This is a genomic window from Flavobacterium johnsoniae UW101 (assembly GCF_000016645.1).
Classification (GTDB): Bacteria; Bacteroidota; Bacteroidia; order Flavobacteriales; family Flavobacteriaceae; genus Flavobacterium; species Flavobacterium johnsoniae.
In genome coordinates this window covers 1,880,050-1,896,075 of record NC_009441.1, presented here as the reverse complement: position 1 = coordinate 1,896,075, position 16,026 = coordinate 1,880,050, and the positions used below count along the sequence as shown (strand labels likewise).

Genomic DNA, 16,026 nt, shown 5'->3' with positions numbered 1-16,026 from the left:
TAAATTTTCTTAATAATATTATTTCATCGCAACTTTAGCTACAGCTGCTTTAACAGTATCAACTACCGCTTTTACGGTATCTTTTACTTTTGCAGTAGTATCTGTAGTTGGAGCAGCTCCTTCAGCTGGTTTTTCAGCAGCTTTTGCCGCTTTAATATCTTGAGCTAAAGTAGTTTTTTCACTTAACCATTTTTTATAATCTTCCGGAGTGTCAACCACAACTTTCATTTGCATGTTATAGTGTGAAGCTCCACATATTTTATTACATAATAATAAATAGTCAAATGTATAAGGATCTAAAGCTGTACCGCCTTTTGCAACTAACTCAGCACTTTTTTCAGCTCTAAGTTTATTAATATTCGCAACTTTCTCAACCATAAATGGAAGCTCTCTGTATTCAGCAGTAGTATAAGTTGGAACGAAAGCAAATTCTGTAACCATTCCAGGAACACAGTTCATCTGCGCTCTAAAGTGAGGCATATAAGCTGAGTGTAAAACGTCTTGAGAACGCATTTTGAAGTGTACTTTTTTACCTTTAGGAATATGCAGTTCTGAAACTACAATATCATCCTGAGAGTTAGGGTCTGACATATCAACTCCTAATGTGTTGATACCTTCAATTAAACGTACGTTAGCTTTTCCTAAAACGTTATCTTGTCCAGCATATCTAGCTGTCCATTTAAATTGCTGAGCGTATAATTCAATTTCAATTACATCTTCGTCTTTATCAACAAACATAATGTTATTCCAAGCATATAATCCGTAAAGAATTAAACAAGCTAAAACAACAGATGGAATAATACTCCAGATTGCTTCTAATTTGTTACTATCTGCAAAGAATAATGCTTTTTTATCTTTATTTCCTTTGTATTTAAAAGAAAACCAGTATAATAAACCTTGAGTAATAACTTGAACTGTAAAGATCAAAACCCAAGTAATATTCATTAAACTATCTACTAAACCACCGTGCTCTGAAGCAGGAGTATGAAGCGCCAAATTACCCCATTTTAGTAAACCATAAATAGTAAATATATAAATGAATGCCAAAAAGCCAAACAAAATATATCCCTGAATGTTATTGTCATTATCTGATGCAACTTGAGAATCGTCCGAAGAAGATCCTACTTGAGTAAGATCAAAAATCTTGGTCAATTGCCATAGTGCAACTGCTAATAAAACTAAAACTATAATTACCAACAAACTTGTCATCTGTTTACTTCTTTAAATATTAATAATGAAAATGTTTACTTTCTTCGATGAAAGGATTTCTTTTTGCAAGCAAAGGAGATTTAGTTAATGCAGTAAATACAACAAATATAAATAAACCTAAGAAGAAAAGAATAGATGCAATTTCAGGAACTCCAATAAACCATTTGTCTCCAACTGTACCAGGCATAATCATATTAAAGAAATCAACATAGTGACCTAATAAGATTACAATACCTGCCATAACTACAACCCAGTTAAGACGTTTGAAGTCTGTATTAATTAATATCAATAATGGGAAAACAAAGTTCATAACAACCGCACCAAAGAAAGGAAGGTTATATAATTGAATTCTTGTTACGAAATAAGTTACCTCTTCTGGAATATTAGCATACCAGATCAACATGAACTGAGAGAACCATAAGTAAGTCCAGAAAACACTAATACCAAACATGAATTTAGCTAAATCGTGAATATGACTAGTATTTACATATTCTAAATATCCTTTAGATTTTAAGTAAATTGTAATTAAAGCAATAGAAGTAATACCACTTACAAAGAAAGAAGCAAATACATACCATGCAAACAAAGTACTGAACCAGTGTGGATCAAATGACATAATCCAATCCCAAGCCATAATAGACTCAGATACGATAAAGAAAACTAAGAATCCAGCAGAGATTTTGAAATTCTTTTTGTAGTAAAGATCATCGTTTGCCTCATCTTGAGCTAAACAGTTTTTTCTAGAAAAATGACGGTATATATTCCATCCTAGCAAAAAGATAAAAGCTCTTACAATCCAGAAAGGGAAATTTAAATAACCTGATTTTCCAGCAATGATTGCATCATAATTTGGGCTTTTAGGATCAGTTACTCCTTCACCTAACCAAACAAATATATGATTAAAATGTAATCCGCATAAAACTAAAATTATGAAGAAAATGATAGAACCAGCAGGTAAGTAAGCTGTAATACCCTGCATAACTCTAAATAAAACTGGAGACCAACCTGCCTGAGCAACTTGTTGAATAGCATAAAATGCTAAAACCCCCATAGAAAGTAGTAAAAAGAAAATACAAGCTACATATAATGCAGACCAAGGTTTGTTTTGTAATTGGTGCAATACATGATTTAAGTGTTCAGTGTGCTCATCAGCTGCACCAACTTTTGCATGTTCTCCTCCTTTGTGTTCTTCGTGTGAAGCTTCAGCAGCCTCATGATGTCCTGCCTCTTTATGTGAAGCCTCTGCAGACTCCCCATGTGCAGTACCGTGAGCTCCGTGAGCATCTGCTGCTAGTATTTTTTCAACTTCTTGAATATCTTTAGGTGCACTTAAAAAACCATACCCAATTCCTAATAGTCCTAGAACCATTAAGATGATAGAAAAAGTTTTTAATTTACTTGAAAATGTATACATATCTATTACGATCAGTTTGTTCAACAATTATAATTGGCTTTTTAGTTTCAGAACATAGTCAGCAACTAACCAACGTTCGTGAGCACTTAATTGATTTGCATGTGAACCCATTGCATTTAAACCATAAGTCTCAACATGAAAGATACTACCTTCAGTGATTTCTCTGTCTTTATAGCTAGGTACTCCAAGAAATTTTTCTCTTTCAACCAATTTACCTTTACCGTTACCAGCAGCTCCATGGCAGCTAATACAGTAAATTTCGAAAAGTTCTTTCCCTTTTCCAGAGTTTTTCTCTTCTTCTGTCAAAGGTGATTTTAAATTAGCTTTTGCTAATTCATAACCAGCTGTAGAATTTTCATATTCATAAGGTTCAAAACCTCTATTGATAGTTCCTTCAACAGGAAGCTGTCCTTCTTTTCCTCCTTTAAATATTTTTGCTTCTGTATATGGCTCGTAAGCAACAGACTCATACATATTTGGGAAATACTGATAGTTTGGCGCCGAATTATTGTGGCAAGATGAAACTAAAATAGTTATACCAACTAAAAGTGTTATTTTATATATCCTTTTCATAGCTACAATTAATTCTTTTCAATTACTTTAACTTCAACAGCTCCAGTGCCTTCGAAAAAAGAAACAAGTTCTGCTTCGTTATCGTTTACAGCAACTTCAATTAAGAAATGGTCATCTGTTGTTCTTACATCAGGATTCTCAGCTTGTTTAAATGGCCATAATCTACTTCTCATGTAAAAAGTGATTACCATTAAGTGAGCTGCAAAGAACACCGTCATCTCAAACATAATTGGCACAAAAGAAGGCATATTTTGGATGAAACTAAAACTTGGTTTACCTCCAATATCCTGCGGCCAATCGTGAATCATGATATAACTCATCATTGTTGTTGCAACAGAAATACCAACACATCCGTATAAAAAAGCGCATATTGCTAATCTTGTTGGTGCTAGTCCCATAGCTTTATCCAATCCGTGAACTGGGAATGGAGTAAAAACCTCTTCAATATGATGATGAGCAGCTCTAGTTTTCTTTACTGCATTCATCAAAACGTCATCGTCATTATAAATGGCGTATATAACTTTATTACTCATGATGTGAATCTTTATTTGCTCTTTCTCTAATGTAATTATCTCCTGTTCCTTTCAAAATTGTTTTTACCTCTGCCTGAGCGATTACAGGGAATGTTCTAGAGTATAATAAAAACAATACAAAGAAGAAACCAATTGTTCCAATGAAAATTCCAATATCAACAAATGTTGGTGAGAACATTGTCCAAGAAGATGGAAGGTAATCTCTATGTAAAGAAGTAACAATAATTACGAATCTTTCAAACCACATACCGATGTTTACTACAATCGAGATGATGAATGAGAACATGATACTTGTTCTTAATTTTTTGAACCACATGAACTGAGGAGAGAACACGTTACATGTCATCATTGACCAATATGCCCACCAGTAAGGTCCAGTAGCTCTGTTTAAGAATGCATATTGCTCATATTCTACTCCTGAATACCAAGCTACGAATAACTCAGTGATATAAGCAACACCTACGATAGAACCAGTAATCATAATAATGATGTTCATTAACTCGATATGCTGTAATGTAATGTATGCTTCAAGGTTAGAAACTTTTCTCATAACGATCAACAATGTATTTACCATCGCAAATCCTGAGAAAACCGCTCCAGCAACGAAGTATGGAGGGAAAATTGTTGTATGCCATCCAGGAATTACAGAAGTAGCAAAGTCCATAGATACAATTGTGTGTACAGAAAGTACAAGAGGTGTAGCTAAACCAGCTAATACTAAAGATACTTCTTCAAAACGCTGCCAATCTTTAGCTCTACCGCTCCATCCAAAACTTAGGATAGAATAAACTCTTTTGTTAAATGGAGTAATAGCTCTATCACGAAGCATAGCGAAATCAGGCAATAAACCAGTCCACCAGAATACTAATGATACTGAAAGATAAGTTGAAATCGCGAATACGTCCCAAAGCAATGGTGAGTTAAAGTTTACCCATAAAGATCCAAATTGATTTGGAATAGGTAAAACCCAGTATGCTAACCATGGACGCCCCATGTGAATGATTGGAAATAAACCTGCCTGAACTACCGAGAAAATGGTCATAGCTTCCGCAGAACGGTTAATAGCCATTCTCCAACGCTGACGGAAAAGTAAAAGTACTGCAGAAATCAAAGTTCCAGCGTGACCAATACCAACCCACCAAACGAAGTTAGTAATATCCCAAGCCCAACCAACTGTTTTGTTTAATCCCCATGTTCCGATACCGGTAGATACGGTGTAAATTATACAACCTAACCCCCAAAGGAAGGCTACTAATGCGATTGTAAATACAATCCACCATTGTTTATTTGCAGGTCCTTCAACAGGCGCTGCCACATCTACAGTTACATCGTGATATGATTTATCACCTATAACTAAAGGTTTTCTAATGGGTGCTTCGTAATGAGACGACATAATCCTTTATATTGTTTCTTAATTAATAATTTTACTAAGTGTTTCTAACTTTTACGTGATAGAAAACATTTGGTTTTGTACCAACATGCTCTAATAAATGATACATTCTTTCGCTTTCTGCTAATTTAGCAACTTCGCTTTCTTTATCATTTACATCTCCGAATACCATAGCACCAGAAGAACAAGCTGCAGAACAAGCACAAGCATTGTTGAACTCATCTTTACCTACAACTCTACCTTGACGTTTAGCTTCAAGGATAACTGCTTGAGTACTTTGGATACAGAAAGAACATTTTTCCATAACTCCACGAGAACGAACGTTTACGTCTGGGTTTAACACCATACGACCTAAATCGTCATTCATATGATAATCGAATTCACTGTTTTTGTTGTACAAGAACCAGTTGAAACGACGAACTTTATAAGGACAGTTGTTCGCACAGTAACGAGTACCAACACATCTGTTATATGCCATGTGATTCTGACCTTGACGACCGTGAGAAGTTGCCGCAACTGGACAAACAGTTTCACACGGTGCGTGGTTACAGTGTTGACACATTACCGGCTGGAATGCTACTTGTGGATTATCTCCAGGTTTTTCCATTTCATTAAATGTAGATAATGAACTAGATAAACCAGCAATTCCTTCTTTTCTTTCGTTATCACCTTCAAAAGTGCTTTCAGAAGAATAGTATCTGTCGATACGTAACCAGTGCATATCACGGCTTCTTCTAACTTCTGCTTTACCTACAACTGGAACGTTGTTTTCAGCGTGACAAGCGATAACGCAGGCTCCACATCCAGTACAAGCATTTAAGTCGATTGATAAGTTAAAGTGATGTCCAGTAGTACGATCAAATGATTCCCATAAATCTACAGTAGTAGCCTCTACTTCCTGATGATCTAAAGATACCATTGGCTGTTCGTTCCAATGTTTTGCATCTTGAGTATTGAAGATCTCTAAAGTAGTTTCTTTAATAATATCTCCTCTACCCATTAAAGTTTTCTGTCCTTGAACACAAGCAAACTCATGTTCTCCATTTGCCTTAGCAAGTGTAATAGACTGAACACTATTGAAATTTTTATATAAAGCGTAAGCATTAATACCTACTTGCATTTCTTCTTTTAAAGCCGCTTTACGACCGTATCCAACAGCTAGACCAACTGTACCAACAGCTTGTCCTGGCTGAACAATAACTGGCACATTTTCTAGTTTGTTTCCATCAGCAGTTGTAATTGTAGCATAACTACCATTTAAACCTCCGTTAGCAACGATTTCATTTGATAAATTGAATTTCTTCGCATCAGCATTTGAAACTGTAACATAGTTATCCCAAGATACTCTCGTAATTGGATCTGGGAACTCTTGCAACCAAGGGTTGTTTGCATGCTGACCATCTCCCATACCAGTTTTAGTATATAATACTAATTCAAGTTCTCCAGAAGATTTTGCTTTAGAAAGTAAACTTGCAGCTCCGGCGAAATCATAAGAACCACCAGCTAAAGCAGCAGAACCAACTACAAAAATTCCATCATGTAAAACTTTATTCCAAGAAGAACCAGCAATGATTGCTCCAGAATTAGCTTTTAAATAATCATAGAAGTTTCCTGGTGTACCGTTTACTGATAGTAAAACATCTTGAAATTGTTTTGTATCAAAGATCGGACGAATAGTTGGCTGAGTTAAGCTATAAGTTCCTTTTGTAATCTCTACATCTCCCCAAGACTCTAAATAATGAGGCGCTGCAGCAGCGATTGTAGATACAGCAGCTGTTTCATCTTCTTTTAAAGAGAATGCAACAGATGTTTTAACTTTTTTCAATCCAGATACAAATGAAGCAGAATCAGCTAAAGTGTAAACAGGATTAACTCCGCTCATAATTAAAGTGTGAACACTTCCAGCATTCATATCTTTTATTAATTGAGCTACAACAGCATTAGAACCTTTTCTAATTTGTCTTGTACCAGCAGTACTAAAAGCTTCACTAGCTAATGCCTGGTTAATAGCTAAAACTAATAACTGAGCATTTTTATCTTCGATTCCAGATACTAAAATTCCTTTTGTACCCGCTGCTTTTAATTGCTGAGCCGCTTTTACAACTTCTGCTTTAAATTTCGCATCTAAAGAAACAGGAACTGAAGCACCAACAACAATATTATATATTTGAACTAAGGCTTGTTTTTGATCAGCTGTAGTCATTGGAACACGCTTATCAGCAGCTGCTCCAGATAATGTCATATTTGATTCAAACTGAAAATGACGAGACATCTTTCCGTTTTGAGGAATACGTCCTTTTGCATATCCAGCATCATATCCACCACCTTGCCAGTCTCCTAAGAAATCAGCACCAACAGATACAATTAATGACGCTTTTGAAAAATCGTAATCAACTAAAGCTCTTTCTCCGTATACAGTTTCAAATGCATCTAAAGCATCAGAAGAAGAAACCGCATCATAAACTACATGCTTAGCATTTGGATTTTTAGCGATAAATTCACCAATTAATTTTTCAGTAGTTGGGCTCGCTAATGTGTTAGTCAATAATACTACTTGACCTCCTTTAGCTTTTGCATCAGCTAAACTTGATTTAATTTTTAAATCAACTGCTGACCAACTGCTGTTTTTCCCATCCAATTTAGGTTCTTTCAAACGCATACTATCATATAAACCTAAGATAGAAGCATGAATTCTTGCATTGGCAGAAAACTTAGCACCAGCAATGGTGTTGTTTTCAATTTTAATTGGACGACCCTCACGAGTTTTTACCAAAAGATTTGCAAAATCAAAACCGTCAAAAACAGTAGTTGCATAATAATCTGCAACACCAGGAATGATTTGCTCTGGTTGTAATACATAAGGGATAGACTTGTGCACAGGACCTTCACAAGCAGCAAGTGTAACTGCCGCAGTACTAAATCCTACGTACTTTAAAAAGTCACGACGTGAAGTTCCAGATGAAGCTAAAGCATCTGCATTCCCTAGAAATTCTTCTGTAGGAATCTCTTCAACAAATTCGTTATTTCTAAGCGCCTCAACAATAGAGCTATTTTCTAGCTCTTCAACACTTTTCCAGTATTTTTTGTTTGATGACATTGTATATATATATTAAAATCTTAATAATTCGATTAATAGTGGCATTTACCGCATTCTAAACCTCCCATTTGCGCTGCAGTTAATTTCTCTACACCGTATTTTTTAGAAAGTTCAGCATGAATTTTTTCATAGTATGCGTTTCCTTCCATCTTAACATCAGTTTTTCTATGGCAATCAACACACCATCCCATTGTTAATTTAGAATATTGCTTCATGATTTCAAATTCTTGTACTGGACCGTGACAAGTTTGACATTCAACTCCTGCAACAGAAACGTGTTGTGAGTGGTTGAAATAAACGAAATCAGGAAGATTATGAATACGAACCCATTTAACTGGCTGTGTTTTTCCAGTATAAGCTTGTTTAGTCTTATCCCACCCAACAGCATCGTATAATTTTTGAATTTGAGCATCGTAAAACGCTTTGCTGTATTCAGCAGTAGCAGTAGTTTCAGCAACCTCAGAAATATTTTTATGACAGTTCATACAAACATTTAAAGAAGGAATACCAGCAGTTTTACTTACACGTGCAGCAGAGTGGCAGTATTTACAATTGATCTCATTATCTCCAGCGTGAATTTTGTGAGAATAGTGAATTGGCTGAATTGGCTCATAATTTTGATCAACACCAACCTGCATCAAATATCCATACACAAAGTAACCACTAGCTAAAAGCAGAAATATAGAAGTAACTAATACCAAAAATTGATTTTTAGCAAAAGCTTTCCAAATTGGAGTTCTGCCCTCTTTTGGAGCAACTTCAATTCCGTTATTGCTGGCAACTTTAGTCAATACTTTGTTCACCATGAACAACATAACAACTAAAATAGCCATTACAAGAGCAAGAGCTCCCAAAATAATGTTGTTAGAAATTCCTCCGCCTTCTACGTTAGTTCCAGGAGGAGTAGCAGCACCGCCTGCAGCTGCAGCCGGCTCAGCTTTTACTTCAGAAGTATAAGCGATAATATTATCAATATCACCTGTAGATAATTGAGGAAAAGAAGTCATTACTGCCTTGTTGTTTTCCTCGAAAAGTTTAACAGCAACAGGATCTCCTGATTTAATCATATCAGAACTGTTGTGTACCCATTTGTAAATCCAAGCCATATCGTGCTTAGAAGCAACGCCTCTTAAAGCCGGACCTGTTGATTTAGCATCTAATTTGTGACATGCAGCACAATTTGCATTAAAAAGTTCTTTCCCTTTTACCGGATCACCACCAGATGCAGCAGCCGGAGCAGCAGCTTCAGTCGCCGCAGGAGCTGCAGCAGGATCTTGAGCAAATGAAGTTAGGGAGAAAATCAACGTTAGCGATAAACTAAGTAATAATTTTCTTGAGATCGAATTATGGTTACCCACCTTTTTCATATAGTATAATAATTATCTACTAATTTTTGGTATGATTTTTTCTGTAATAAATCAGACTAAAATTAATACCTTCTTTTAAAACTTGCACAAAAATACGACTTATGAACTATTCTCAAAACCTTAAAATAGTCTTAAATATCAATTTATATCAATTCTAAATAATATTAAAATTTTACATACAAACTTTAAATAGTATTTTTGCATAAAAACCATCACATTATGAGAATTTTAAGCTCTTCAAAAAACGTTTTCTTAACATTAACAATGTTGACATTAGGATACAATATTCATGCTCAAAGCCAAAATTTAACACTGAATCAAGACCCTAAATTTGAACAGTTAATGAACGACAAACGTAAATTTAACACATCAATAAGTACAAACGATTCTTATAGAATTCAAATTTTCAGCGGTAAAAGCGAAGACGCTAAAAAGACATTATCTGACTTTAAAAGAGAATATTCGAACATAGACGGAACTATAATTTTTAACACTCCTAACTACAAGGTTATTGTTGGAAATTTCAAATCCAGAATAGAAGCCGAAAGAAATCTGGTTGACATTCGAAAAAAATATAAAAGTGTCTTTTTATTAAAGCCTGGAAAATAATTAAAGGACATATAGAATAAAAAAAGCGAGATAATTATCTCGCTTTTTTTATAATGTATACATTTCAAAGTAAAAACTTTCAAATCAATTTACCACTTTAATTCCATTTGCTAAAAATCGAATCTCTTCTTTTGGTGAATTAATAGCATCTATTTCCGCTTTTGATTTTTTAGCATCTTTAGCATAATGTTTTAACTCATCAACTGAAGTTACTTTTTTCTCAACACTACCTTCCAAAACCACATTTTTTCCTTTTAAGGCGGTTGGAACAAAAAACGCATAATCCTTCATCTTTACAAAGAAAGACGACCCATCTTCTGTTTTAAGAGTTATCCAACACCCTCTTTTCTCACAAACATTTGTTACCTCTCCTTTTACAGCAACTCCCTCTGCCCTTTTTGTGCTTTTCAATTCACTTTCTAACTTCTTAACAGAAATTGCTTTGTTTACAACATCACCAGAAACATCTGTTCCATAATAATCCCCAATTAAAGCATTTCCTGCTGGCGGTGCAGGCTTCTCAACATTTTCCTGCGAAAATGACAATGTAGAAAAACTTATAAAAAGCGTAAAAGCATATATTGACAATCGTTTCATATTTATATAATTTTATCAAAAATAATATTAAAATCTGAAATAAGAATACCCTTTTCTAAGCTCCTGCCATTTCTTTTTTAACCTCCTCCAAATCGGATAGAAAAGCAGAATTAACACAAAGACACTCAACAGCAGCCCGCCCCATAACTCTTCCCATTTCAACATCACTATACCAATGTGCATTACAAATAACACGGCTTTCACCAAAGTCATGTCCGCGTTTTAAAATCTCTTCCTGTTTATCCGGAAAAAGTTTAATCAAAACCAAAGACCATGCCCAGCCTACAGCCGCATGACCTGAAGGAAAAGACCCAACTTTATATAATATATTTTCCTGATCCGGAGTGCAGGTTTTTTGATTATTAACCATAAACGGCCGTTCTCGTTTATAATGATTTTTAGCCGCATAAGTAGATAATCCCGCATCGGTCATTACTCTTCGCATAAGAACATAAAACTTAGGTGTTTTTGTTTCACTAATTTCTATACCTAAAATTGGTTCAAATGATTTAACAGCAAAAGGAAAGGACAGATCTGCATCTCTTGCAGCCTGTAAAAAACGCTCTTTATCCTTAGACTCAACAGCCTTTTTTGCATGCTCTAAATCAAGATCAAAAAGGCTCGAGTTATGTTCCGGAGGCGGCGACAATAAAAGAAGACTATCAGGCATTTCTGCCTCAGACAAATATCCATCCAGCAATGCAGGCATTATCTGTCTTAACTGCTGAACGTTTGTAAAATTACCAACAGCATTATTATCTGACTTAAAACGTTTTCTTAAAATTGCATTAATAATACGAATTACCGTTATCTTCATATCCAGCACAAATAATTTTCACTCAAACTATCTATTCTATTTTTAAAGACAAAGAAACAAACAATCCTAAAATCACGCCTAGTTTAAATTATTCATTTATGTTTCATATTATAAAATGAAACACATTTTTTACAAAAAAGATCTGCCAGAATTACACTTACACACAAAACCTTTTTAAACAAAAAAAGTCCCAATTTTAATTGGGACTTTTTAATATTAATATTGAATATTATTTCAATTTCTTCTTGATAGCTACTTCATGGTAAGCTTCAATCACATCGCTAATTTCAATGTCATTAAATCCTTTAATTTGAATACCACAATCATAACCTTTTGTTACTTCTTTAACATCATCTTTGAATCGTTTTAAAGCAACTAACTCACCTGTATGAACTACAACTCCATCTCTAATAACTCTAATTTTAGAAGTTCTTAAGATTTTACCATCAGTTACCATACAACCTGCGATTGAACCTACTTTAGAGATTTTGAAAATCTCACGGATTTCAGCAGTTCCTAAAACTTCTTCTTTCATTTCAGGAGCTAACATTCCTTCCATCGCATCTTTCAAGTCGTCAATAGCTGCATAGATAATAGAGTAGTAACGGATATCGATTTCTTCCTTATCAGCAAGTTGTCTTGCATTTCCAGCCGGACGAACGTTAAATCCGATAATAATCGCATCAGATGCAGAAGCCAGGTTAACGTCGGTTTCTGTAATCGCACCAACTCCTTTGTGGATAATATTAATTTGAACTTCTTCTGTAGAAAGTTTAGAGAACGAATCTGATAACGCTTCAACAGATCCATCCACGTCTCCTTTAAGGATTACGTTTAATTCTTTAAACTGACCAAGTGCAATACGACGTCCAATTTCATCAAGCGTAATATGTCTTTGAGTACGTACAGACTGCTCACGCATTAATTGAGAACGTTTAGAGGCAATTTGTTTCGCTTCTTTTTCATCTTCAAATACGTTGAACTTATCACCTGCAGTTGCAGCACCGTCAAGACCTAAAACAGATACCGGAGTTGAAGGACCAGCAGTTAAAACTGTATGGCCTCTTTCATCATGCATAGCTTTCACTTTTCCATGATGTTTTCCTGCCAGCATATAATCTCCAATTTTTAGAGTTCCATGCTGAACTAAAATCGTAGATACATATCCTTTACCTTTATCTAAGTAAGCCTCAACAACAGTTCCCTGAGCTGCCTTATTTGGATTAGATTTTAAATCTAAAATCTCTGCTTCTAATAATACTTTTTCAAGTAATTCTTTCACACCCAATCCTGTTTTTGCAGAAATATCATGTGATTGAATTTTACCACCCCAATCTTCAACAAGTAAATTCATACCTGCTAATCTTTCTTTAATTTTATCAGGGTTAGCATTTGGCTTATCAACTTTGTTGATAGCAAATATAATTGGAACTCCAGCTGCCTGAGCATGACTGATTGCCTCTTTTGTTTGCGGCATGATATCATCATCCGCAGCGATTACGATAATAGCTATATCTGTAACCTGAGCTCCACGTGCACGCATCGCAGTAAACGCCTCGTGACCCGGAGTATCTAAAAATGCAATTTTTTGTCCATTATCAAGAGTAACTCCATATGCTCCAATGTGCTGTGTAATACCTCCAGACTCACCAGCGATAACATTTTCTTTACGAATATAATCCAGTAAAGATGTTTTACCGTGGTCAACGTGACCCATTACTGTAACAATTGGTGCTCTTGTTACTAAATCTTCTTCTCTATCTTCAACAACTTCAATTGCTTCTTCGATATCAACAGTTATAAATTCAACATCATAACCAAATTCATCAGCAACAATTGTTAATGTTTCAGCATCCAGACGCTGGTTCATGGTTACCATGATACCAAGAGACATACAAGTTCCAATTACTTTAGTAATCGGCACATCCATCATGATTGCAATCTCACCAACTGTAACGAATTCTGTAACCTTAATTGTTTTACTTCCTTCGTCAAGAGCTCTTTGTTCATCATCAGATTTCTGACGGTGTGTTTCTCTTTTATCTCTTCTATATTTAGCCGCTTTAGACTTACCTCCCTTACCTTGAAGTTTTTCAAGAGTTTCTCTAATTTGGTTTTTTACTTCTTCTTCTGTAGGCTCTACTTTTGCAACAATTGCAGGACGGTTTCCTTTTACAAAACCAGGCCTTGCATTTCTGTTAGCATTAAAACCTCCACCAGAATTTGGTGTAATTTTATTAGGATTTGGTGTTCCCGGCGCATTACCCGTTGCAGGTTTTGGCGCACCCGGCGTACCAGGCTTAGGAGCAATCCTTTTACGCTTATTTTTATTAGCGTTATTATTATTCCCAACTCCAGGAGTTCCTGGTTTATTTGGAGTAATTTTTGGATCCTCTTTCTTTTTCTTAGGCTTATTAAATTGAGATAAATCAATAGTCTGCCCAGTAAGAGTTGTTCCGGATAATTTTTGATATTGAGTAGTGATTGTTTCCTCTGCAGTTGTTGGATCCGTTGAAATAATTGGTTCCTGAGCTGTTTTAGAACTTTCAGCTTTTACTTCTTTTTTCTCAGTAATAATAGGCTTTTCTACCTTTTTCTCTTCAGAAACAACAGGAGCTACAGGCTCAGACTGTACAGTTTCTTTTTGAACAGGTTTTTCTGTTTGAGTCGGAGTAACAGTTTTAGGTTCTTCAGCTTTTACTGGCTCTTCTGGAGAAACAGCCGCAGGTTTCTTTGGATTTAAATCAATTTTACCTACCTGTACAGGTCCTGAAACAACAGCTCTGGCTTTGATTATTTCCTGCTGTTTTTGACGCTCCTCTTCTTGTCTGCGTTTGTCTTCAATTTCTTTCTCACGCTCTACACGTAATGCTTCTTTTTCTTTTCTTTTTTCTTCTCCAACCTCTTTAGAAGCTTCCTTATTCCCCTTATCGCCCGCAAATTGACTTTGAAGGATATTAAATTCACTGTCAGAAATTTTTGCATTTGGATTTGCATCAATAGCAATTCCTTTATCTTTTAGATAATCTACAGCTCTTTCTAACGAGATATTTAATTCCCTTAAAACCTTATTTATTCTTATTACTCTCTCTTCAGACATATAACCTTTTTATTATTACCTTTTTTAGTTGTGTTGTTAGAGCAGATAAAGCTATTGCTTAACTATCAAACTCTTCTTTTAGTATTTTCATAACATCTAGAATTGTTTCCTCTTCTAAGTCTGTTCTTCTTACTAAATCTTCTACGTCGTGTTTCAAGATACTTTTTGCAGTATCTAAACCTATTTTAGCAAACTCTTCAATTACCCATTCTTCGATTTCATCTGAAAACTCTGTCAATTCAACATCGTCTTCATCTGCAACTGTACCAGCAACATCTCCTTCACGAATAACATCCAGCTCATACCCTGTTAATTGACCCGCTAATTTAATATTATGTCCGCCTCTACCAATTGCTTTAGAAACTTCTTCTAATTTCAAGAAAACTTCAGCTCTTTTACTTTCTTCATCTATTTTGATTGAAGAAACTTTTGCAGGGCTTAATGCTCTTGTAATGAACAATTGAATATTGTTTGTATAATTGATTACATCAATATTTTCATTTCCTAACTCACGTACAATTCCATGAATACGAGATCCCTTCATACCTACGCAGGCTCCAACAGGATCAATTCTGTCATCATACGAATCTACAGCAACTTTTGCTTTTTCTCCCGGAATACGAACTACATTTTTAACTGTAATTAAGCCGTCGAATACTTCTGGAATTTCCTGCTCGAATAATTTTTCTAAAAACTTCTCAGAAGTTCTAGACATAATAATTTGAGGTTTGTTCCCTTTTAATTCAACGCTTTCAATAATTCCGCGTACATTATCTCCTTTACGGAAAAAGTCAGAAGGAATTTGTTTTTCTTTTGGAAGCACAATCTCATTCCCTTCATCGTCTACTAAGATAACAACTCTTGGGCGAACGTGGTGCACTTCGGCAGTATAAATATCACCAATAATATCTTTAAATTGTTTATAAAGATTTGTATTATCGTGTTCGTGAATTTTAGATATTAAGTTTTGACGCAAAGCCAAAATAGCTCTTCTTCCTAAGTCAATTAATTTAACCTCTTCAGAAACTTCCTCACCAATTTCAAAATCCGCCTCGATCATCCTTGCTTCAGTCAAAGTAATTTCTTCGTTCTCAAAGTCCAGATCTTCATCAGCAACGATAACTCTTCTTCTCCAAATCTCCATATCTCCTTTATCAGGATTTATAATGATATCGAAATTATCATCAGAACCGTATTTTTTCTTTAGTGCATTTCTAAACACGTCCTCCAAAATTGCCATAAGCGTTACACGATCAATAAGTTTATTATCTTTAAACTCTGAGAATGAATCGATTAATGCTAAATTTTCCATGCGAATTC

12 protein-coding genes are annotated in these 16,026 nt (G+C 35.1%); 1 reads left to right on the top strand and 11 read right to left on the bottom strand.

Going from position 1 to position 16,026, the window contains the following annotated elements; all coding sequences use genetic code 11:
* Window positions 1-18: 18 nt before the first annotated feature.
* Genes FJOH_RS08505 through FJOH_RS08475 form a run of 7 tightly spaced genes read right to left on the bottom strand, consistent with a single transcriptional unit; the run spans window position 19 to window position 9,583 of the window.
* Entirely contained in the window at window positions 19-1,209 is a 1,191-nt protein-coding gene (locus tag FJOH_RS08505) for a cytochrome c oxidase subunit II (RefSeq protein ID WP_012023716.1), read from the bottom strand.
* 19 nt (window positions 1,210-1,228) lie between these two features.
* On the bottom strand, window positions 1,229-2,623 hold the full coding sequence (locus FJOH_RS08500) for a quinol:cytochrome C oxidoreductase (protein ID WP_012023715.1): 1,395 nt from the start codon (window positions 2,621-2,623) through the stop codon (window positions 1,229-1,231).
* A 27-nt stretch (window positions 2,624-2,650) separates the two neighbouring features.
* Window positions 2,651-3,196 (bottom strand): c-type cytochrome, encoded by a 546-nt coding sequence (locus FJOH_RS08495; RefSeq protein WP_012023714.1) that lies wholly within the window; start codon window positions 3,194-3,196, stop codon window positions 2,651-2,653.
* Between the two features lie 8 nt (window positions 3,197-3,204).
* Complete coding sequence (locus FJOH_RS08490; RefSeq protein ID WP_012023713.1) at window positions 3,205-3,729, bottom strand: DUF3341 domain-containing protein; 525 nt, start codon at window positions 3,727-3,729, stop codon at window positions 3,205-3,207.
* Complete coding sequence (nrfD, locus tag FJOH_RS08485) at window positions 3,722-5,122, bottom strand: NrfD/PsrC family molybdoenzyme membrane anchor subunit (RefSeq protein WP_012023712.1); 1,401 nt, start codon at window positions 5,120-5,122, stop codon at window positions 3,722-3,724. The genes FJOH_RS08490 and nrfD overlap by 8 nt, the downstream gene beginning before the upstream one ends.
* A 34-nt stretch (window positions 5,123-5,156) precedes the next feature.
* Entirely contained in the window at window positions 5,157-8,216 is a 3,060-nt protein-coding gene (locus FJOH_RS08480; RefSeq protein ID WP_012023711.1) for a TAT-variant-translocated molybdopterin oxidoreductase, read from the bottom strand.
* A gap of 32 nt (window positions 8,217-8,248) precedes the next feature.
* Entirely contained in the window at window positions 8,249-9,583 is a 1,335-nt protein-coding gene (locus FJOH_RS08475) for a c-type cytochrome (protein WP_012023710.1), read from the bottom strand.
* Window positions 9,584-9,802: 219 nt separating this feature from the next.
* Between FJOH_RS08475 and FJOH_RS08470 the strand changes: the two genes are divergently transcribed.
* Window positions 9,803-10,192 carry an SPOR domain-containing protein gene (locus FJOH_RS08470; protein WP_012023709.1) on the top strand — a complete coding sequence of 130 codons (390 nt, stop codon included), beginning with the start codon at window positions 9,803-9,805 and terminating at the stop codon, window positions 10,190-10,192.
* An 84-nt stretch (window positions 10,193-10,276) separates the two neighbouring features.
* Here the strand turns inward: FJOH_RS08470 and FJOH_RS08465 are convergent, their stop codons facing one another.
* From FJOH_RS08465 to nusA, 4 genes are all read right to left on the bottom strand, one after another.
* Entirely contained in the window at window positions 10,277-10,789 is a 513-nt protein-coding gene (locus FJOH_RS08465) for a DUF4920 domain-containing protein (protein WP_012023708.1), read from the bottom strand.
* A gap of 55 nt (window positions 10,790-10,844) precedes the next feature.
* Window positions 10,845-11,606, bottom strand: coding sequence for an acid phosphatase (locus tag FJOH_RS08460; protein WP_012023707.1), 762 nt, complete (start codon window positions 11,604-11,606; stop codon window positions 10,845-10,847).
* 229 nt (window positions 11,607-11,835) lie between these two features.
* Window positions 11,836-14,706 carry a translation initiation factor IF-2 gene (infB, locus tag FJOH_RS08455; RefSeq protein WP_012023706.1) on the bottom strand — a complete coding sequence of 957 codons (2,871 nt, stop codon included), beginning with the start codon at window positions 14,704-14,706 and terminating at the stop codon, window positions 11,836-11,838.
* A gap of 58 nt (window positions 14,707-14,764) precedes the next feature.
* Window positions 14,765-16,018: a transcription termination factor NusA gene (gene nusA, locus FJOH_RS08450; protein ID WP_012023705.1), complete on the bottom strand. Its 1,254-nt coding sequence runs from the start codon at window positions 16,016-16,018 to the stop codon at window positions 14,765-14,767.
* Between the last annotated feature and the right edge of the window lie 8 nt (window positions 16,019-16,026).